Source organism: Nocardioides oceani, from assembly GCF_030412965.1.
Lineage (GTDB): Bacteria > Actinomycetota > Actinomycetes > Propionibacteriales > Nocardioidaceae > Nocardioides > Nocardioides oceani.
Genome location: NZ_JAUHJQ010000015.1, coordinates 22,263 through 41,031, shown reverse-complemented (window position 1 = coordinate 41,031; position 18,769 = coordinate 22,263). Strand labels below are relative to the sequence as shown.

The 18,769-nt window shown below is 74.3% G+C and carries 23 protein-coding genes; 18 read left to right on the top strand and 5 right to left on the bottom strand.

All coding sequences use genetic code 11. From position 1 onward, the window contains the following. The 6 genes from QWY28_RS21510 to QWY28_RS21485 form a co-directional block, all read left to right on the top strand. On the top strand, nt 1-681 hold a 681-nt coding region (locus QWY28_RS21510; protein WP_300954916.1), incomplete at its 5' end, for a formate/nitrite transporter family protein. After that, nucleotides 678-1,958, top strand: coding sequence for a hypothetical protein (locus QWY28_RS21505; RefSeq protein ID WP_300954915.1), 1,281 nt, complete (start codon nt 678-680; stop codon nt 1,956-1,958). The genes QWY28_RS21510 and QWY28_RS21505, both read left to right, overlap by 4 nt. Nucleotides 1,959-2,095: 137 nt before the next feature. Further along, nucleotides 2,096-3,223 (top strand): ABC transporter permease, encoded by a 1,128-nt coding sequence (locus QWY28_RS21500; protein ID WP_300954913.1) that lies wholly within the window; start codon nt 2,096-2,098, stop codon nt 3,221-3,223. Further along, nucleotides 3,220-3,903, top strand: coding sequence for an ABC transporter ATP-binding protein (locus tag QWY28_RS21495; RefSeq protein WP_300954912.1), 684 nt, complete (start codon nt 3,220-3,222; stop codon nt 3,901-3,903). Before QWY28_RS21500 ends, QWY28_RS21495 begins: the two co-directional genes overlap by 4 nt. An 83-nt stretch (nt 3,904-3,986) precedes the next feature. Further along, nucleotides 3,987-4,595 (top strand): TetR/AcrR family transcriptional regulator, encoded by a 609-nt coding sequence (locus QWY28_RS21490; RefSeq protein WP_300954910.1) that lies wholly within the window; start codon nt 3,987-3,989, stop codon nt 4,593-4,595. 9 nt (nt 4,596-4,604) lie between these two features. After that, nucleotides 4,605-4,946 (top strand): DUF2200 domain-containing protein, encoded by a 342-nt coding sequence (locus QWY28_RS21485; protein WP_300954908.1) that lies wholly within the window; start codon nt 4,605-4,607, stop codon nt 4,944-4,946. A 54-nt stretch (nt 4,947-5,000) separates the two neighbouring features. On the opposite strand, the gene QWY28_RS21480 is transcribed toward QWY28_RS21485, so the two are convergent. Then, nucleotides 5,001-5,552: an AAA family ATPase gene (locus QWY28_RS21480; protein ID WP_300954907.1), complete on the bottom strand. Its 552-nt coding sequence runs from the start codon at nt 5,550-5,552 to the stop codon at nt 5,001-5,003. Nucleotides 5,553-5,655: 103 nt separating this feature from the next. On the opposite strand from QWY28_RS21480, the gene QWY28_RS21475 reads away from it, so the two are divergent. Further along, entirely contained in the window at nt 5,656-5,901 is a 246-nt protein-coding gene (locus QWY28_RS21475; protein ID WP_300954906.1) for a hypothetical protein, read from the top strand. Nucleotides 5,902-5,906: 5 nt separating this feature from the next. Here the strand turns inward: QWY28_RS21475 and QWY28_RS21470 are convergent, their stop codons facing one another. Further along, entirely contained in the window at nt 5,907-6,470 is a 564-nt protein-coding gene (locus QWY28_RS21470) for a dihydrofolate reductase family protein (RefSeq protein WP_300954904.1), read from the bottom strand. 139 nt (nt 6,471-6,609) lie between these two features. Between QWY28_RS21470 and QWY28_RS21465 the strand changes: the two genes are divergently transcribed. The 4 genes from QWY28_RS21465 to QWY28_RS21450 all read left to right on the top strand — a co-directional run bounded on the left by QWY28_RS21465 (nt 6,610) and on the right by QWY28_RS21450 (nt 9,647). Further along, nucleotides 6,610-7,263: an RNA polymerase sigma factor gene (locus QWY28_RS21465; RefSeq protein WP_300954903.1), complete on the top strand. Its 654-nt coding sequence runs from the start codon at nt 6,610-6,612 to the stop codon at nt 7,261-7,263. After that, on the top strand, nt 7,260-8,252 hold the full coding sequence (locus tag QWY28_RS21460; protein ID WP_300954901.1) for a CU044_5270 family protein: 993 nt from the start codon (nt 7,260-7,262) through the stop codon (nt 8,250-8,252). The genes QWY28_RS21465 and QWY28_RS21460 overlap by 4 nt, the downstream gene beginning before the upstream one ends. An 86-nt stretch (nt 8,253-8,338) precedes the next feature. Next, nucleotides 8,339-8,905: a dihydrofolate reductase family protein gene (locus tag QWY28_RS21455; protein WP_300954899.1), complete on the top strand. Its 567-nt coding sequence runs from the start codon at nt 8,339-8,341 to the stop codon at nt 8,903-8,905. Between the two features lie 13 nt (nt 8,906-8,918). Next, a complete protein-coding gene (locus tag QWY28_RS21450) occupies nt 8,919-9,647 on the top strand; it encodes a DinB family protein (RefSeq protein WP_300954897.1) in 729 nt (242 codons plus the stop codon). 55 nt (nt 9,648-9,702) lie between these two features. On the opposite strand, the gene QWY28_RS21445 is transcribed toward QWY28_RS21450, so the two are convergent. After that, a complete protein-coding gene (locus QWY28_RS21445; RefSeq protein ID WP_300954896.1) occupies nt 9,703-9,966 on the bottom strand; it encodes a hypothetical protein in 264 nt (87 codons plus the stop codon). Between the two features lie 19 nt (nt 9,967-9,985). After that, the gene (locus tag QWY28_RS21440) at nt 9,986-10,879 is read right to left on the bottom strand and encodes an alpha/beta fold hydrolase (RefSeq protein ID WP_300954895.1); all 894 of its coding nucleotides are present in this window, start codon (nt 10,877-10,879) and stop codon (nt 9,986-9,988) included. 83 nt (nt 10,880-10,962) lie between these two features. Between QWY28_RS21440 and QWY28_RS21435 the strand changes: the two genes are divergently transcribed. From QWY28_RS21435 to QWY28_RS21410, 6 genes are all read left to right on the top strand, one after another. Next, entirely contained in the window at nt 10,963-13,182 is a 2,220-nt protein-coding gene (locus QWY28_RS21435; RefSeq protein ID WP_300954893.1) for an acyl-CoA dehydrogenase family protein, read from the top strand. Then, nucleotides 13,179-13,697, top strand: a complete 519-nt coding sequence (locus tag QWY28_RS21430) for an FAS1-like dehydratase domain-containing protein (RefSeq protein WP_300954891.1) — start codon at nt 13,179-13,181, stop codon at nt 13,695-13,697. The genes QWY28_RS21435 and QWY28_RS21430 overlap by 4 nt, the downstream gene beginning before the upstream one ends. Continuing rightward, nucleotides 13,694-14,104, top strand: a complete 411-nt coding sequence (locus QWY28_RS21425) for a Zn-ribbon domain-containing OB-fold protein (RefSeq protein ID WP_300954889.1) — start codon at nt 13,694-13,696, stop codon at nt 14,102-14,104. Before QWY28_RS21430 ends, QWY28_RS21425 begins: the two co-directional genes overlap by 4 nt. A gap of 1 nt (nt 14,105) precedes the next feature. Further along, nucleotides 14,106-14,507, top strand: coding sequence for a MaoC/PaaZ C-terminal domain-containing protein (locus QWY28_RS21420; protein ID WP_300954887.1), 402 nt, complete (start codon nt 14,106-14,108; stop codon nt 14,505-14,507). Further along, nucleotides 14,507-15,673 (top strand): lipid-transfer protein, encoded by a 1,167-nt coding sequence (locus QWY28_RS21415; protein ID WP_300954885.1) that lies wholly within the window; start codon nt 14,507-14,509, stop codon nt 15,671-15,673. The genes QWY28_RS21420 and QWY28_RS21415 overlap by 1 nt, the downstream gene beginning before the upstream one ends. Before the next feature lie 86 nt (nt 15,674-15,759). Continuing rightward, nucleotides 15,760-16,677 (top strand): aminoglycoside phosphotransferase family protein, encoded by a 918-nt coding sequence (locus QWY28_RS21410; protein ID WP_300954883.1) that lies wholly within the window; start codon nt 15,760-15,762, stop codon nt 16,675-16,677. Between the two features lie 32 nt (nt 16,678-16,709). Here the strand turns inward: QWY28_RS21410 and QWY28_RS21405 are convergent, their stop codons facing one another. After that, complete coding sequence (locus QWY28_RS21405) at nt 16,710-18,170, bottom strand: MFS transporter (RefSeq protein WP_300954881.1); 1,461 nt, start codon at nt 18,168-18,170, stop codon at nt 16,710-16,712. A gap of 74 nt (nt 18,171-18,244) precedes the next feature. Here QWY28_RS21405 and QWY28_RS21400 point away from each other — a divergent pair, with 74 nt between their 5' ends. Next, nucleotides 18,245-18,754 carry a MarR family winged helix-turn-helix transcriptional regulator gene (locus QWY28_RS21400; protein WP_300954879.1) on the top strand — a complete coding sequence of 170 codons (510 nt, stop codon included), beginning with the start codon at nt 18,245-18,247 and terminating at the stop codon, nt 18,752-18,754. Nucleotides 18,755-18,769 lie beyond the last annotated feature (15 nt).

Here is an 18,769-nt window from a genome sequence, read left to right as displayed (position 1 = left end):
TTCACGCTCGGCCTGATCCTCGTGGTCGTGGCCGGCTCGGACCTGGCGACCGGCAACATGATGCTGGTGCCGCTGGGCGCCCTCGAGGGCAAGCTGTCGATCGGCGACGTCGCCCGCAACCTGACCTTGGTCCTGCTGGGGAACCTGCTCGGCGCGCTGTTCGTGGCGTTCTTCCTCGCCGTGCAGAGCGGCGTCATCGGCAGCTCCTCGGCCGACCCCGGCAGCGCGGCGGCGATGACCTTCGACCGGCTGGCGGGCATCGCCCACGGCAAGGCGACCGACCACACCGCCTGGGAGACCTTCCTGCGCGCGGTGGGCTGCAACTGGCTGGTCTGCCTGGCGGTGTGGATGTCCATGGCCGCCACCTCGGTCGGCGGCAAGATCCTGGCCATCTTCTTCCCGATCATGGCCTTCGTGGCGATGGGGTTCGACCACGTCGTGGCGAACATGTTCTTCCTGCCCGCCGCGATGTTCGCCGGTGTCCCCGACCTCGGCTGGGGCGACGTGCTCCTCAACTGGCTGCTGGCCGGCGCCGGGAACCTCGTGGGCGCGGTCGTGTTCGTCTCGACCTCCTACTGGTACCTCTTCCTCCGCGACGCACCCGACCCCGGCAGCACCGCCGGCGGAGGGGGCGCCGAGGCCCACGGCAAGCCGCAGGGAGAGCCGGCGGAACGAGGATGAGCGGTCGGCTGACCCGCGCGGCCGCGCTGGTCGTCGGGGCAGGTCTGCTGCCCGTCGTACCTTCCGGGGCGGCGGCGACCGCGGACGCCGAGAGCTGCTTCGGGCTGGCGCCGACGATCGTCGCCGGGCCCGGGGACGCGAGCGTCCTGGGCACCGAGGGCGACGACGTCATCCTCGCCCAGGACGTCACGAACGTGACCGCGCTCGGCGGGGACGACGCCCTGTGCCTGAGCGGCGTCGGGTGGGCCGACGCAGGGGAGGGCGACGACCGGGTCGACGTGAGCACGCCGGGGCGCGGCTGGGTCGTGCTGGGGTCCGGGTCGGACCTGTTCGAGGGGTCCCCGGAGCGCGACCGGGTCCAGGCCGACGAGTTCGACGGCGAGGACAGCTTCCCGGGCGAGGGGCCCGACAACACCGACGTGGTGCGGACGTACGGCGGCGGCGACGCGGTCTACCTGGCGGACTCCTCTGCGGCACCGTCCCCGGACCGGGTGAGCCTCGGCCCGGGGAACGACCGGCTCACCTCGGACGGCGGCGTGACCGGTGACCGCAGGCTGCACGGTGGGTCCGGGCGCGACGTCGTCCACCTGCGGTTGTTCGGCACGCGCGACGGTGAGGTCGTGCTCGACCTGGAGACCGGACGGGCCACGTCCGACGGAACGACGTTCGCCGTCGTGGCGGACTTCGAGGACGCCGACGTCCACGGCACGAGTGGACCCCTGACCGTCCGCGCCACCGACGGTCCGAACGAGCTCCGGGTCACTGGCGGCGCCGCGATCGACGCCCGCGGCGGCGCCGACCGGATCACGCTCCACGGCACGCCGCGCGAGGTCCTCGGTGGTCCCGGGCGCGACTCGGTCGCGGTGCTGGGCTACAGCGACCTCGAGGACCTGCCCGTGCTGTACGACCTGCGCCGGCGCACCTTCACCCGCGGGGACGCGGTCGCGCCGTTCGCGGTCGAGAACCTCACCGTCTGGTCCACCGGTGCGCTGCGCGAGGACGTCGTCGTGCTCGGCACCCCGGGTGCCGACGTGGTCACCATGCGGGCGTGCGGCGGGACCGTCCGCGGCGCCGGCGGCGACGACGTGCTGCGCTCGGACGCCGAGCAGTGCGAGGGGACACCCGTCACGCTGCGCGGCGGCCCGGGCGACGACCGGCTGCGCGGCGGCGACGAGGTCGACGTGCTCGTCGGCGGCGTGGGGCACGACCGAGCCGTCGGCCGGCGCGGCAGCGACCGGTGCCGGGCCGAGGTCGAGCGCGGCTGCGAGCTCGACTGACGAGGTCGGGACGAGGTGCTCGACACCGTCGAGCACGGTGCCCCGGCGTGCTGCGGGCCGCCGTATGTTGTCCCGACACCCTGTCGGTATAGTTGACGACAGGGTGTCGGCAACATGTCGCGGATCGGCGGTGGGCTGTGTTCCTCGCCCGTCGTGAGCTCGTCTTCGCGCGGGGACGCTTCGCGCTCATGGGCGTCGTCGTGGCGCTGATCGCGTTGCTGATGGTGCTGCTCAGCGGACTGTCCGTGGGCCTGGTCGACGACGGCGTCTCCGGCCTGCAGCGCCTCCCCGTGACGTCCCTGGCCTTCCAGGACGGGGTGAGCAAGGACTCCGCCTTCTCCCGCAGCGTCGTGTCCGAGGACGCCGTCGCGCAGTGGGCCGACCAGCCCGGCGTGGCGGAGGCGGAGCCGTTCGGCAACACGCTGGTCAACGCCCGCACCGACCGCGACGTCGAGATCGACCTCGCCCTGTTCGGCGTCGAGCTCGGCGGCTTCCTCGACCCCGAGCCCGCCGAGGGGGAGCGGCTGGCGGGCGTAGGTGAGGCCGTGGTCAGCGCGACCGCGCACGAGGCCGGCGTCGACGTCGGCGACACGCTCGTGCTCGAGCCCGCCGGCACCGAGATCCGCGTCGTCGGCATCCTGGCCGAGCAGCACACCTACGGCCACGTCGACGTCGCCTACGTCCAGCTGAGCACGTGGCAGGAGGCCAAGGCCGGCGTGCGCGAGGGCGACGTCGTGGCGGACCGGGTCTACGACGAGGTCACGGCCGTCGCGGTCCGCGGCGACGGGTCGGGACCCGACCTGGCCGCCGGCGACGACGCGGCCGGCACGACGTCGATGACGCTGGAGGAGTCGTACGCCGCGTCGCCCGGCTACAGCGCGGAGACCTCCACGCTGCAGCTCATCCAGGGCTTCCTCTTCGCCATCTCCGCACTGGTCGTCGGTGCGTTCTTCACGGTGCTGACCGTGCAGCGCACCGGCGAGATCGCCGTGCTGCGGGCGCTCGGTGCCGGCACCGGCTACCTGGTCCGCGACAGCCTGCTCGAGTCGCTGTTCCTGCTGGTCGTCTCCTCCGCGGTCGGTGTCGGCCTCGGGGTGGCCGCCGGCGCGGCCATCGGCTCCACGCCCATGCCGTTCGCGCTGGAGGCGGCGCCGATCGCCACCGCGATCGGCCTGCTGGTCGCCCTCGGGGTGCTCGGCGCGGCCGCCGCCGTGGTGCGCATCACCCGCGTCGACCCCCTGACCGCCCTGGGAGGCAACCGATGACTGCGGCGCTCCGCCTCGACGAGGTCACGCTGGTCCACAGCGACGGCGACGAGGCGGTCACCGCCCTCGACCGGGTGGACCTCGCGGTCGACGCCGGCGAGCTCGTCGCGGTCGTGGGGCCGTCCGGCGCCGGCAAGTCCAGCCTGCTCGCCGTCGCCGGCGCGCTGGCCCCGCCGACCTCGGGCAGCGTGCACCTCGGCGACGTCGCGCTCGGCGACCTCCCGCCGAGGGCGCTGACCGCCCTGCGCCGCCAGCACGTGGGCTTCGTCTTCCAGAGCGGCAACCTGGTGCCCGCGCTGACCAGCCTGGACCAGGTGCGGCTGCCGCTGACCTTCGGCAGGGTCGCGGATCCTCGCGACCCGGCCGAGCTGCTCGCCCGGGTGGGCATGGACCACAAGGCCGCCAGCCGGCCGCACCAGCTCTCCGGCGGCGAGCGCCAGCGCGTCGGCATCGCCCGCGCGCTGGTGACCCGGCCGAAGGTGCTGCTGGTCGACGAGCCCACCGCCGCGCTGGACCGCCAGCGCAGCCAGGAGGTGGTCGAGCTGCTGGCCCGGGAGGCCCACGAGCACGGCGTGGCTGCGGTGATGGTCACCCACGACCACGACGTGCTGCACCACTGCGACCGGGTGCTCGAGATGGTCGACGGCAGGCTCGAGGTCGCGGCCCCCGCAGCCGGCTGACCGGGGCGGGTGGTCCAATGGCGGCCCGTCCGCCCGACGCCACCCGTCACCCGGCTGGTTGGCCCCGAACCCGAGGAGAGCCGGTGCCACGCATCCAGGCCGCCACGGTCGCCGAGCACCGCGAGCAGCAGCGTCGCGCGCTGCTCGACGCGGCCCGCGCGATCCTCGGCGAGACCGGCCGGGCGCCCTCGGTGGGAGCGGTCGCCGCCCGGGCCGGCCTGGCGCGCACCAGCGTGTACCAGTACTTCCCCTCGGCCGAGGAGCTCCTGGCCGCAGTCGTCGCCGACGTCTTCCCCCACTGGGCGCGGCAAGTCCTCGACCGGGTGGCCGCCGCGTCGTCGCCGGGGGAGCGGGTGTGGGCCTACGTGCAGGCGAACGTCGCCCTGTTCGCCAGCTCCGAGCAGGCCGTCGCCGGCGCCCTCACGAAGGTGGTCGAGCCGCACGTGCTCCAGGGACCGATGCGGGAGTTCCACGCCCGGTTGCAGGGGCCGCTGCTCAGCGCGCTCGAGGACCTCGGGGAGCCCGAGCCGGCGGAGATGGCCGAGCACGTCGACTCCCTCGTCCACCAGGCCTCGCGCCCCTTCGGCGACCTGGACGCCGCGGACCGGCCCGCGGCCGAGGCCGTCGCGCTCGCCCGGTTGCGGCGGCTCCTGGGCGGCTACCTCCAGCTGGACGCGCGCCCGTCGGACTAGCGTGCTCGCATGCACCGCATCTTCACCACCAGCGTCGCCTCGGTGTACCCCCACTACCTCGCCAAGGTCGAGCGGAAGGGCCGCACCAAGGCCGAGCTCGACGAGGTCGTCGCGTGGCTCACCGGCTTCGACGCCGCCGAGCTGGCGCGGCACCTCGAGACCGGCACGACGTTCGAGGACTTCTTCGCCGCCGCCCGGCTCAACCCGCTCGCCTCGCAGATCACCGGCTCGGTCTGTGGGGTCAAGGTGCAGGAGGTCGAGGACCCGCTGATGCGGCAGATCCGCTACCTCGACAAGCTCGTCGACGAGCTGGCCCGCGGCAAGGCGATGGAGAAGGTGCTGCGGTCCTGACGGACGCTCGGCCACCCTGGTGGCGGGTCGAACCGGGAGCTCGCTCCACGGCCGTCACGGCAGCGAGTCGACGAGTGCCCGGTAGGTCTCGTCGACGGCTCCGTCGACGCTCGGGACCACCACGGCGCCGGGCCGGTCGGCGAGCAGCCGGCGGAGGGAGTCGTGGTAGCGGAGCAGCAGGTCGTCGCCGCCCTGCGCGGTCACGATCGTGCGGACCCGCTCGTGCCACGGGTCGGGGTCGCTCCCGCAGCCGCGTCCGTGGAAGCGACGTACGGCGCCGTCCGGTGTGTCCATGAGCCAACGCTCGACGAGGTGCGCCCCGGCATCGACGGCGCAGCGCTCGAAGCGGGCGAGCTCGGCCGGGTCGACCAGCATCTGCGGCAGCACCACGTCGCGGCCCTGCGCGAGGTAGGCGCCGATCATCGCCAGGGCCGCCGGGCGGATGAGTGCGCCGGCCTGCGCGAAGTCGGCGGTCCAGCCGCCGACCATGGTCCGCAGGACGTCGATGTCGCAGTTCAGGACGCCCGGATGGGCATCCGCGTACCGGCGCGCGATCGTGGACTTGCCGATCCCCGGCGGGCCGTTGAGGTGGAGGAGCCGGGCCACCGTCCGGACGCTAGCCGGTCGCAGCCGGTCGCAGCCGGTCGTGGGGCGGGCCTGTCGCAGGCCGGCGTCGGACCCGTCACGGGTGTCGCGCCGTCCGAGGCGCATGCGGACCTCCGCCGCCACGGCGCTCCTGTGCTCCTCGCTGGTCCTGGGGTGCAGCGCGGGCGGCGCGCCCGAGGCGGAGCCGGTGCCGGCCGTCGGCGGGACCGGCCCGGGGCACGTCGTCCCGCCCGTCGACCTGGGGGTGGCCCGCGGGGAGGACACCCTGACGACGCCCGTGCGACTCCTCGGGTGCCCGCCGCTGGGAGGACGATGTTCATCCACGACCGGTGCGACTCCTGATCGGTGACGCCGTCAGCGCTTCGTCTCGTACCTCGTCAGCACCGTCCCGCCGGGGAACGTGCGGGTCTCGGTGAGCTCGAGGTCGACCCAGCCGTCCAGGGCGGCGAAGAGCGGTGCGCCGCCGCCGAGTAGGACCGGGTGCGTGACGACGGTGTACTCGTCGACCAGGCCGGCCCGCACGACCGAGGCGGCGAGCGTCGCGCCGGCGACCCTCATCGGCCCACCGTCCTCGGCCTTGAGCCGGGCGATCTCCGCGACCGCGTCTCCGGCGACCAGGCGGGTGTTCCAGTCGACCTCCTCGACCGTGGAGGAGAACACCAGCTTGGGGGTGTCCCGCCAGTTCCGCGCGAAGTCGACCTCCGCGGGGGTGGCACCCGGCTGCTGGTCGCCGGTGGGCCAGTAGGAGCTCATCGACTCCCACAGCCCCCGCCCGTAGAGCAGCAGGTCGATCGCGCGCTCCTCCTCGAGCCACCACTCGAACAGCTCGTCGCTCGGCTCGCTCCACCCGAGGTCGCCGCCCGGCGCGGCGACGTACCCGTCGACGCTCGCGTTCAGCCCGTAGGTCAGCTTCCTCATCCGTCGTGCCTCCGTCAGGTGTCCAGGTGGTCGCCGACGGTCGGACCGCCCGAGCGCGCGAGAATCATCGGCCGTGGCACCCGGTCCCGACCGGCAGCAGCTCCGGGAACCCGCACGCGACCGCGGACAGGTAGAGGGCATGAGCAACGAACCCGACGTCGACCGTCCCGCCCGGGTGGTGCGCCGAGCCCTGCGTGCGGGCGACCAGGATGCCTTCGCCGAGCTGTTCCGGGTCGACGCGGACGCGGTCTTCACCCTCGCGCACCGGCTGACGGGCAGCTGGAGCGCGGCAGAGGACGTGACGTCGGAGACCTTCCTGGCCGCCTGGCGCGGGAGGCTGCGGATCGCCGACGACGACCGCCCGCTCCGCCCGTGGTTGCTCGGCATCGCCGCCCACCAGTCGATGAACGCACGCCGCGGCGCCCGGCGCCGGCTCGGCTTCCTCGCCCACCGCCAGGGCCCCGGGGCGGGCGTCGTCGAGGACTTCGCCGACGAGGCCGCCAGCCGCCTGGACGACGCCGCCGCGCTCGCCCGGGCGGCGGAGGCGGTGCGCCTGCTCCCGGCGCACGAGGCGACGGTGCTGGGCCTGTGCGTGTGGTCGGGGCTCAGCTACGCCGAGGCCGCCGAGGCCCTCGGCGTGCCGGTCGGCACCGTCCGGTCCCGCCTCTCGCGCGCCCGGACCCGGCTGCGCGCACCCACCGAGCCGGGGAAGCTGCCGGGGGAGCCGCCGGGGGACCCCGCTGCGGCGACGACGGCCCGCGGCACCCATGACTCCCGAGGAGGCCAGCGATGAACCGGCACGACACCCACCTGCTCGAGCTGCGCGACGAGCTCCCGCCGCCGCAGCCGATCGTCCTGTCGCGGGAGCACCGGCGGGCGCTGGAGCTGCGGACGCGTGCCGCCGTCGCGCGCTCGGACCGCCGCCGCGCCGTGGCCGCCACCGCGGGGCCCCTGGCACTCGTCGCCGCGTGCGTCGCCACGGTCGTGGCCCTCCTGGCGACGGCCCTGCCCGGCGGTACGTCGACGGCGACCGAGCCCGAGCGGCGACCGGTCGCCGCGGCTCCGGCAGCGGCCGCGCGCCTGCTCTCCATCGCCGACGTCGCGGGCCGGGCGGCCGCCCCGGTGGTCGGCCGCGACCAGTTCGTCTACGTCCGCAGCGCGGTGATCTCCAACGTGGGCGCTGTCGGCCACGCGCCCCGGCTGGGCGAGGCGCACGAGCGGGAGGTGTGGTCCGGCCAGGACCCGAGCAGCGCCGGCGGTCGCGACGACGTCATCCGCGAGCACGGCCAGGACTGGCCGATCGTGACCGTCGGGCCGGACCCGGCGGGCGCCGGCCGGCCGACGTACGCCTGGCTCGCCTCCCTCCCCACCGATCCCGACCGGCTGCTCGACGAGCTCGAGGGGCTCGCCGTGCCCGTCGGCGGCCAGGAGCCGGAGCAGGCGGTGTTCGACCTGATGACCGCGCTGGTGCGGGAGACGATCCTGCCGCCCGAGCTCGCGGGCGCGCTGCTCCGCGCGGCGCGGCTCCTGCCGGGCGTCGTGCTGGAGCCGGGTGCGACGGACGCGCTGGGCCGCCGCGGCGTCGGCATCAGCCGCACCGACGAGCGGTTCCGGGCGCGCGTGCCGTGGGTGCTGGAGCCAACGACGGGGGAGCTGCTCGGGACGCGGGACTACCTGCTCGGCGCCGACGGGGAGCCCGCGCTGTTCGGCGCCACGGCCGTCCTCGAGCGTGCGGTGGTCGACCGCGCCGGCCAGGAGCCGACGGGCGGCGGGCGCGCCTGACCCCGTCGCGGGTCGGGACCGATGAGGATCGGACGCGGCCGCGGTCGAAGCGGTCGAACCGTCACCGACCCCCGCAGGAGCCCACCGTGCGCACGCTCATCGTCACCGCCTTCATGTCCCTCGACGGCGTCATGGAGGCACCCGGGGGAGAGCCCGGCTACCGCAACACCGGATGGACGTTCACCGACATCGAGTTCGACCCGGCGGCCTACGAGCTCAAGGGCCGCGAGCAGGACGAGGCCGGCGCGATGCTGCTGGGCCGCCGCAGCTACGAGGCGTTCGCGCCGGTGTGGCCGACGATGACCGAGGACTTCGCGGGCTACAACGCCATGCCGCGGTACGTCGTCTCCACCACGCTCACCGGTGACGACCCCCGCTGGCCGGCGACCGTCCTCGGCTCGCTCGACGACGTCGCCGCCCTCAAGGAGACCGAGGGCGGGCCGCTCATCGTCCACGGGAGCGCCACCCTCGGCCACGCCCTGGCCGAGGCCGGGCTGGTCGACCGCTACCACCTGCTGGTGTTCCCGGTCCTCCTGGGCGCGGGCAAGCGGCTCTTCAGCGACGCCGACCAGGACAAGACGATGCTCGAGGTCCGCGAGACCGAGACCTACGGCAACGGCATCACCAAGATCGTCGCCGACGTGCGCCGCTGAGCTGGCGCCTGCGATGACGACCTTCTCCGGCACCGACGAGCTCGAGGGTGCGACCTTCGTCCGGGCCAGCCTCAGAGGCGCCACCCTGCGGTTCTCCGACGTCCGCGGCGTCGTGATGCGCAGCGTCGACGTGGACGGCCTCGACATCGACAGCCACGACCTGTTCTCCGGCAGGCTGCTCGTCAACGGGGTCGACGTGGTGCCGCTGGTCGAGGCCGAGCTCGACCGGCGGTTCCCGGGGCGCGAGCTCCAGCGGGCGCAGACGCCCGAGGGCCTGCGCGAGGGCTGGGTCGCGGTCCAGGCCGCGTGGGCGGAGACCGTGGCCGGCACGCCGCCGAAGCTGGTGGACGCCCACGTGCCGGACGAGTGGTCGCTGGCGCAGACGCTGCGCCACCTCGTGCTGGCGACCGACGCGTGGGTCCGGGGCGCCGTCGTGGGGGTGCCGCAGCCGTTCCACGAGATCGGCCAGCTCTTCACCGGGGCCGCCGAGATGGGCGTCGACACCTCGGCCTTCCGCACCGACCCGCCGTCGTACGACGAGGTCCTCGCGGTCCGCGCCGAGCGCCAGCAGGTGGTGACCGACGTCCTGGCCACCGTGACGCCCGAGCTCCTGGCCGAGGAGCGCGCGGACCCGTGGGGCGGGGACTGGACGCCCACCGTCGGCGACTGCCTCCGCGTGGTCCTGGAGGAGGAGTGGGCGCACCTGCGCTACGTCCGGCGCGACCTCGACCGGCTGCGCTGAGCGCAGGGACGGCGTCCCGGCGGCTGGTGCGGGCGCGGCCGGGCAGCAGCTCGGGTCACGTCCGGTCCGGTCGCACCGTCCGCTCACGCAGCCACGTCGTCGTGCCGGGTGCCAGCCCGCGCAGCTTGGGGGTCTCGTGGAGCGGCACGACGACGAGGGCGGTGTCGTCGGGGAGGGACCACTTCAGCGCGTGGTAGACCGCCGAGAGGTGCTCGGTGCTGTCGATGAGGAAGAGGCCGGGGCCGGCCGAGCGGGCCTCGGTCCAGGGGCCTTCGAGGTCGACGGGCGGCGCGGCGGTCCAGGCGAGGTAGGCGGGCACGCCCGCATCCTGGCGGGTGTCAGCGGCTGAAGTCGCGCCGGCGGGCGTCGACCGTGGCGGCGGCCTCGAGGAACCGGGGGACGAAGACCTCCGCCTGGAGCACGCAGCCGGCGTGCCCGGTGGGGACCTCGTGGACGGTCGCGCCGGGGATGCGGCGCGCGAGCGCGAGCTGGCGGTCGACCGGGATCACCCGGTCACCGAGGGTCGCCACCACCGCGGTGGGGACGTCGATGCGGCCCAGCCACGGCTGGGAGTGATGGTTGCCGAGCGCGCTGAGCGCCTGGCCGACCGCCCAGGGACTGGTGCTGCGCAGCTCCCGCAGCGCCCAGTCGTGGATGTCGGTGGGCCGGAGCCCGGTCGCGTTCCGGGCGGCGCGGACGGCGGTGCGGGAGCGCGAGATGCCGCGGGCGGCGAGCATCGTGGCGCCCATCCCGGCGAAGAACCCCTGCTCGACCGGGTTGTTGCGGAACCGGTCGCTCGTCGCGGCCAGCACCAGCCCGGCCACCAGGTCCGGATGCTGGCGCCAGACCCGCTGGGCGACGACGCCGCCCATGGAGTAGCCGCCGACGACGACCCGGTCCAGGCCCAGCACGTCGCACAGCGCGGCGACGTCGTCGGCGCAGTCGCGCAGGGAGAACTCGTCGCTGCGGATGCCCTGGCCGTGCCACCGCTGGTCGAGGGTGATCACGCGGAAGCGGCGGGAGAGCGCCTCGACCGCCGGATACCAGGTGAGCAGCCCCGTGCAGCCGAGCGCGTGGAGCAGCACCAGCGGCGTCGAGCCCGCCGACGGGCCAGGCGTGTCGGTGACGTACGTCGAGCCGCGGCCGGGCAGCTCCACGACCCGCCCGTCCGGGATCCGGGCCCACGGCATGTAGACCCGGCGGAGCGCGCTGCGGGGAGAGGGCAGAGCCACGACGATCGCCTCCTCGCGACTCGGTCGACCTGTGCTAGAACACGTTACAGTTTCGTGGGGAACCGAGGACGAGGAGACGCGGCGTGGGCACGGACGGCTACACCGAGATGGACGCGGAGCGGGCGGAGTCGCTCGACGCGGTCCGGTCGGTCATCACCGAGGCGCTCGAGCGCGGCGGCGGCGGCTGGCGGGAGGACTGGGCGGCGCTCGCGGCCAACGGCCTCACCGCGCTGCCGGTGCCGACCGAGCACGGCGGCGAGGGCCTCGGCCTCGCCGAGGTCGCGGTGCTCCTGCGCGAGACCGGGACCCGCGCCCGCCACCTCCCGGTCTGGGAGACGCTGTGCTGCGGCGCGCTCGTCCTGGCCGCCCACGGCACCGACGAGCAGCGCCAGGCGCTCCTCCCGGGCGTCGCCGCCGGCGAGGTCCTGCTGACCCCGGCGATCCGCGAGGTCGGGGCCGCGCTCGGCTCGGCCGCCGCCCCCGCCACGACGTACGCCGACGGCTCGGTGAGCGGCCGCAAGGTCGGCGTCACGTACGCCGACGCCGCGGGCCGCCTGCTCGTGACCGCCAGCGGGCCCGGCGGCGAGCCGGTCCTGGTGCTCGTCGACCCGCAGGGCCCCGGCGTCGAGCTGGTCGAGTCACCCTCGTCGGCCCGGATCCCCGAGCACACCGTCGTCCTCGACGGCGCACCGGCCGAGCTCGTCGGTGGGGCGGACGCGGCCCGGGCGCTGCGCGAGCACGCCGTGGCCGGCCTGGTGCTGACCGCCGCGGGCGTCGTCGCCGGCGCGCGCGACCTGACCGCGGCGTACGTCAAGGGCCGCACGCAGTTCGGCCGCTCCCTCGCGGAGTTCCAGGCCGTCGCGATGCAGGTCGCCGACGTCTACATCACCTCGCGGCTCGCCGACCTGGCGGCGGCCAACGCCGCCTGGCGGGTCGAGCAGGGCCTCGACGTCACCGACGACCTCGCCGTCGCGGCGTACTGGATCTCGGCCGAGGCGCCGCGCGCGATGCGCACCTGCCACCACCTGCACGGCGGGATGGGCGTCGACGAGACCTACCCGATGCACCACTACTTCTCGTGGGTCATGGACGTCGTCCACGCCCTCGACACGCGGCCCGAGGCGGTCCGGGTCGAGGACCCGACCACCAAGAACCTCGAGCTCAGCGCGGACCAGCGCTCGCTGAAGGCCGAGCTGCGGGCCTACTTCACCAACCTCGCCGACCAGGACGCCCACCTCGACATGGGCAAGGACCGGCACGGGCCGACCTACCAGCGCGTCGTGCGGCAGATGGGCACCGACGGCTGGATGGGCATCGGCTGGCCGCGGGAGTACGGCGGCCACGGGCTCGGCGAGGTCGAGCAGACGATCTTCGCCAACGAGGCGCAGCGCGCCGACGTGCACCTGCCGGCCGTGACGCTGCAGACGGTCGGGCCGACGCTGATCCGCTACGGCACGCAGAAGCAGAAGGACCTCTTCCTCACGCGGATCCTCGAGGGCGACGTCCACTTCGCGATCGGCTACTCCGAGCCCGACGCCGGCACCGACCTCGCCTCGCTGCGCACGACCGCCCGCCGCGACGGCGACCACTACGTCGTCAACGGGCAGAAGCTGTGGACCACGGGCGGGCACCAGGCCGACTACGTGTGGCTGGCGGTGCGCACCGATCCCGACGCCCCGAAGCACAAGGGCATCTCGATCCTCATCGTCGACACGACCGACCCCGGCTACTCCTTCACGCCGATCATCACCGCCGACGGCAGCCACCACGTCAACGCGACGTACTACAACGACGTCCGCGTGCCCGTCGACATGCTGGTGGGCGAGGAGAACCGGGGCTGGAAGCTGATCACCACCCAGCTCAACCACGAGCGGGTCATGCTCGGCCCGGCGGGGCGCATCGAGGGGCTGCGCGACCGGGTCCTGGACTGGGCCACCAAGGCAGGCGTCGCCGACCACCCCGACGTGGTGGAGGCGATGGGCCGGGCGACCGCGGTGTTCCGCGTCAACGAGCTGCTCAACTGGGAGGTCGCGCGCGCCGCGGCCACCGGCGAGATCTCCGTGGGCGACGCGTCGTCGTCGAAGGTCTTCGCCGCCGACCAGGTCCAGCACCTCGCCGACGACCTGACCCGGATCGTGCACCGGTACGGCGACCCGTCGGAGGCCGAGACCCGCCACCTGGTGGAGTACCTCGACGCGCAGGCCAAGCGGAACCTCGTACTCACCTTCGGTGGTGGGGTCCAGGAGGTGCAGCGCGAGCTGATCGCGATGTTCGGCCTCGGACTGCCGCGGGTGCCCCGATGAGCGGGGGCGAGGCGGCGCACGACCGGATCATGGCCGAGGCCGAGCGGATCAAGGCGCTCGGCGAGGCGGCCGAGCGCGGGGCGCGCGACCCGGTCAACCAGCCGACGATCAACAACTGGCTCGAGGCGATGGGCAACACCAACCCGCGCTGGCAGGCCGGTGAGGCGCCGCCGTCGATGGCGCAGGTCTGGACGATGTACGGCCTCGGCGGCAGGCCGCCGGCGGACGACCCGCTGCACGGGATGATGAAGGTGCTCACCGACGAGGGCTTCACCGCCGTCCTCGGGACGAACTGCGAGCAGGAGTACCGCCGTACGTTGCGGGTCGGCGAGCAGGTGCGCGTCACCACCGCCCTGGACTCCGTCGTCGGCCCCAAGCGGACGGCCATGGGCGAGGGCTACTTCGTCACCTCGCGCAACACCTGGTACGTCGACGGGCCGGACGGCCAGGACGAGGTCGTCGCCACCATGCTGTTCCGGGTGCTGAAGTTCGTCCCGAAGGGGGCGGCGTCGTGAGCGCGGCCGGGGGTGCCGCCGTCATCCGGCCGATGGTCGGCCGCGACAGCGCGTTCTTCTGGGAGGGCACCGCCGCGGGGGAGCTGCGCGTCCAGGAGTGCCGCGGCTGCGGCGCGCTGCGGTTCCCGCCCGGCCCGTCCTGCCCGCGGTGCCACTCCTTCGACCAGGGGCACGTCGTCGCCGTCGGCACCGGCACCGTCTTCTCCTACGTCGTCCACCGGCACCCGCCCGTGCCCGGCAAGGAGCTGCCGATCGTCATCGCGCTCATCGACCTCGACGAGGGCGTCCGGATGGTCGGCGAGGTCGCGGACGTGGGCGCCGAGGAGATCGAGATCGGCATGCGCCTGCGCGTCGACTTCCACCGCATCGACGACGACCTGACCCTCCCGAGCTGGCGGAAGGCCTGACATGACCACGATCACCGCCGGTGACCGCATCCCGACCTGGGAGCTGCCGATCACGCCCACCCTCGTGGTGAGCACCGCGATCTCGACCCGCGACTTCCAGGACGTCCACCACGACCGCGACATCGCCCAGGCGGCCGGGTCGAAGGACATCTTCGTCAACATCCTGACCTCGACCGCGCTCGTCGAGCGGTACGTCACCGACTGGGCCCACGAGGTGACGGGGCACTGGGACACGGAGGTGCAGGGGATCGCGATCCGCCTCGGTGCCCCGGCCTACCCCTACGACACCCTCACCTTCACGGGCTCCGTCGCGTCGGTCGAGGACGGTCTCGCCACGCTGACCGTGACCGGGTCGGTCTCGCTCGGCGACCACGTCATCGGCACCGTGAAGGTGGCCGTCTGATGGCGGGCTTCTCGCGCGAGGCGGCGATCGTCGGCATCGGGGCGACCGAGTTCTCCAAGGAGTCCGGCCGCTCGGAGCTGCAGCTGTCGGTCGAGGCGGTCCTCGCGGCGCTCGCCGACTGCGGGCTCACGCCGGCCGACGTCGACGGCCTGACGACGTTCACGATGGACACCTCCTCGGAGATCGCGGTCGCCCGCGAGCTGGGGGTGCCCGAGCTGCGGTTCTTCTCCCGGATCAACTACGGCGGCGGCGCGGCCTGCGCGACGGTGCAGCAGGCGGCGATGGCGGTCGCGACCGGGGTCGCCGACGTGGTGGTCTGCTACCGCGGCTTCAACGAGCGCTCCGGCAGCCGCTTCGGCCAGGTCTCGGTCGCCGCCGCCACCCAGGTCAACACCAATGGCCTCGACAACGCCTGGACCTACCCCATGGGCCTCGGCACGCCCGCGGCCACCGTGGCGATGCAGGCCCGGCGCTACATGCACGAGTACGGCGCGACGTCCGAGGACTTCGGCCGCGTCGCCGTCGCCGACCGGCGGCACGCCGCGACCAACCCGCACGCCTTTTTCTTCGAGCGGCCGATCACCCTCGAGGACCACCAGGCCTCCCGGATGATCGCCGACCCGCTCCACCTGCTCGACTGCTGCCAGGAGTCCGACGGTGCGGTCGCCCTCGTGGTGGTCTCCGCCGAGCGCGCCCGCGACCTGCCGCAGCGGCCGGCGTACGTCGCCGCGGCGGCGCAGGGGAGCGGCAGGGACCAGTTCGTGATGACCTCCTACTACCGCGACGACATCGGCATCCCCGAGATGGGCGTCGTCGGCCGGGAGCTGTGGCGCCAGTCCGGCCTGCGGCCCGACGACATGCCGGTGGCGGTCCTCTACGACCACTTCACGCCGTACGTCCTCATGCAGCTCGAGGAGCTCGGGTTCTGCGGCCGTGGCGAGGCGCCGGGCTTCGTGGCCGACGGGGCGATCGAGATCGGCGGCCGGCTGCCGGTCAACACCCACGGCGGCCAGCTCGGCGAGGCCTACATCCACGGCATGAACGGCATCGCCGAGGGCGTCCGCCAGCTGCGCGGCACCTCGGTCAACCAGGTCGACGGCGCCGAGCACGTGCTCGTCACCGCCGGCACCGGCGTGCCCACCAGCGGACTGGTGCTCTCGGCCTGACCCGGCCTACCGACGTGCCGACGAGGTCGGTACGTCGGTGGGTAATCCGGTGGCCCGCACCTCGGCCGCCCGCCGAGGATGACGGCGTGCGGCGCCTCCACGACGACGAGCTGGCCGTCGACGTCGACCTCGTCCAGCGGCTGGTCGCCGACGCCTTCCCCGCGCTCGCGGGCCGGGAGCTGGTGCCGGTCGCGACGTCGGGGTCGTCGAACACGATGTTCCGCCTGGGGCGCGACCTGGTCGTCCGCCTGCCGCGCCAGCCAGGCGGGGGAGCGAGCATCACCAAGGAGGCGCGCTGGCTGCCGTACGTCGCCGGGCGGCTGCCCGTCGCGGTGCCGGAGGTCGTGGGCGTCGGCGAGCCGGCGCTCGGCTACCCCGAGCGCTGGTCGGTCACGTCCTGGCTGCCCGGTGCGGTCCCGCGGCCGCCCGTCTCCGGTGCCGCGTCGGTGCGGCTGGCGCGCGACCTCGCGGATCTCGTCGCCCACCTGCGGGCGATGGTGGTGCCCGCCGGGGTCGCGACCGACGCCTCCCTGAGCTGGTACCGCGGTGGCCCGCTGGCGGCCCTCGACGCCGACGTCCGCATGTCGGCGACCGCGTGCGCGGGTCTCGGGCTCCCGCTCGACCTCCGAGCGGCCCTGCGGGTGTGGGACCTCGCGGTCGCGGCCGAGGAGACCGTCGAGCCGTCGGTGGGCTGGTACCACGGCGACCTCGTGGCCGAGAACCTGCTGGTGGACCGGGCCGGCCGGCTCTCCGCCGTCCTCGACCTCGGCGGCCTGGGTGTGGGGGACCCGACGGTGGACCTGGTCGTGGCGTGGGAGGTGCTCGACGCCGAGGGCCGCGCGGTCTTCCGGCGGGCCCTCGACGTCGACGACGCCACCTGGACGGTCTCCCGGGGCTGGGCCGTGCTCATCGGCCTGGTGACCTTCCCCTACTACGGGGCCACGATGCCGCAGCGCTGCGCCGATCGTGTCGCGATGGTGCAGGCGGCGACCAGGGGCGACTGAGCCGGGGCTCAGGCGCTCGGGAGGCCTGCGGCTCAGCGCGAGCCGGGGTGCACCTCGCGGCGTCCGGCGACTAGGCAGACGACGGCTGCCACGAGCAGCAGGGCGACGTTGGTGACCAGCGCGGCCGCGAAGGCGTCCTCGGGCGTCGCGCCGCCGGCGAGCTCGTGGCTGAAGACCACGCCCAGGATGGCGGGCCCGAGCGCGGCGCCGTACTGGCGCAGGACGGTGTTGGTCGCGGCGGCCATCCCGGCCATCCGGAGCGGCGCGGAGTTGATCGCCGCGGTGGTCACCGCGGTCATCATCGTGGTGTTGCCGAGCCCGAAGATCGCCAGCCGCCACCCGAGGTCCCACACGCCCGTCTCCGCGGTGATGAAGGTCAGGGAGTACAGGCCGGTGGCGCCGACGACCAGGCCGAGGGCCAGGACGTGGAGCGCCTTGAGCCGCTGCATGAGCCTGGCCGCCAGAGGACCGACGGCGACGCCGAGGCCGGTGGCGAAGAGCAGCCGCAGCGCGATGTCGAGCGCGCCGAGACCCTGCACGAAGCCCAGGAAGAGGCTGAGCAGGAACATCCCGCCGACGATCGAGAACATCGCGATCACGCCGGCGAAGCCGGACGCGGAGAAGGCCGGCGACCGGAAGATGCCGAGGTCCATCAGCGGAGCGGCGCTGCGGTGCTCGATGACCAGGAACGCCAGGACGGAGGCGGCGCCGACGCCGAGGCCGAGGAGCGCCTGCCACGACGTCCAGCCCTGCTCGCCGCCCTCGATGATGCCGAAGATCGAGAAGGCGATGGCGATGGTGGCCGTGACCTGGCCGGACCAGTCGAGCCGGCGGCCCTCCACCGGGACGGACTCGGGGAGGAGGCGCAGGGCGACCAGGGTCGCGACGACCGCGAGGGTGGTCGACGGCGCGTAGATCCAGTGCCACGCGGCGACCTCGAGCACGGTGCCGGAGAAGATCGGGCCGAGCGCCAGACCGGCCATCAGGCCCATCGACCAGAAGCCGATGAACTTCCCGCGAGCGCGGAGGTCCGGCACCGCCTGGGCGATGAGGGCCAGGGTGGTCGGGATCAGCAGGCCCGCGCCGAGCCCGGCGACCGCCTGGCCGGCCCACACCAGGCGCAGGGGGTGCTCGTCGAGGAGCGCGGAGCCCAGGCCGGCGGTGACGCCGCCCAGGACGGTGAGCAGGAGGCCGGAGAGGAAGACCCGGCGCCGGCCCAGGATGTCGCCGAAGACGCCGGCGGAGAGCACGGCCGCCGCCATCGGGATGACGTAGGCGTCCGAGACCCACTGCAGACCCGCGGTCGAGGCGCCGGTGTCGGTGCCGATGGTGGTGAGCGCGACGCTGACGGCGGTGATGGGCACGTAGGTCACGAAGATGCCGACGATCGCCAGGGCGATGGTCGCCCTCGCGTGAGCGGCGTGGTCCGGGTGGTCCGGGTGGCCGACCGGGGGAGCGGCCGGAGCGGGCGCGGACGGGGTGGGTGACGACATGAGTGTGCAGGACCTCCGGTTGACTTGGTGCTGAGATAGTCGCACCATTGAGACAACTTCGCCAAAGGAGACCGATGGCCGACGAGCGCCGGGACCGCGTCGACGCGATCCTCGACCACGTCCGCGTCCGCGCGCCGGACGTCGACCTGACCACCAAGGCGGTCCACATCCGCCTGCGCCGCCTCGCCCACCACCTCGACACGGAGGCGCGCCGCCGACTGGCGCCCCAGGGGATCGAGTTCTGGGAGCTGCCCGTGCTCTCCAGCCTCCTGCGCTCGGACGGCCCGCTCAGCGTCGGTGCGCTGCAGGACCTGGCCCAGGTCACCTCGGGTGCCATCACGCACCGCATCGCCAAGCTGGAGGAGGCCGGCATGGTCCGGCGTGCCTTCGACGCCCGCGACCGGCGGCAGGTCAACGTCGAGATCACCGATGCCGGCCGGCAGCGCCTCGATCAGCTCATGGCCGCCGTCGGCGAGGTCGAGGCGGATCTCTTCGGAGGCGTCGACCGGGACCTCCTCGAGCGCCTCGCGGAGGACCTGCGCCTGCTCACGCTCGCGACCGAGGGCCCGGACCCGACCGCCTGACCCGCGACCGGGGCG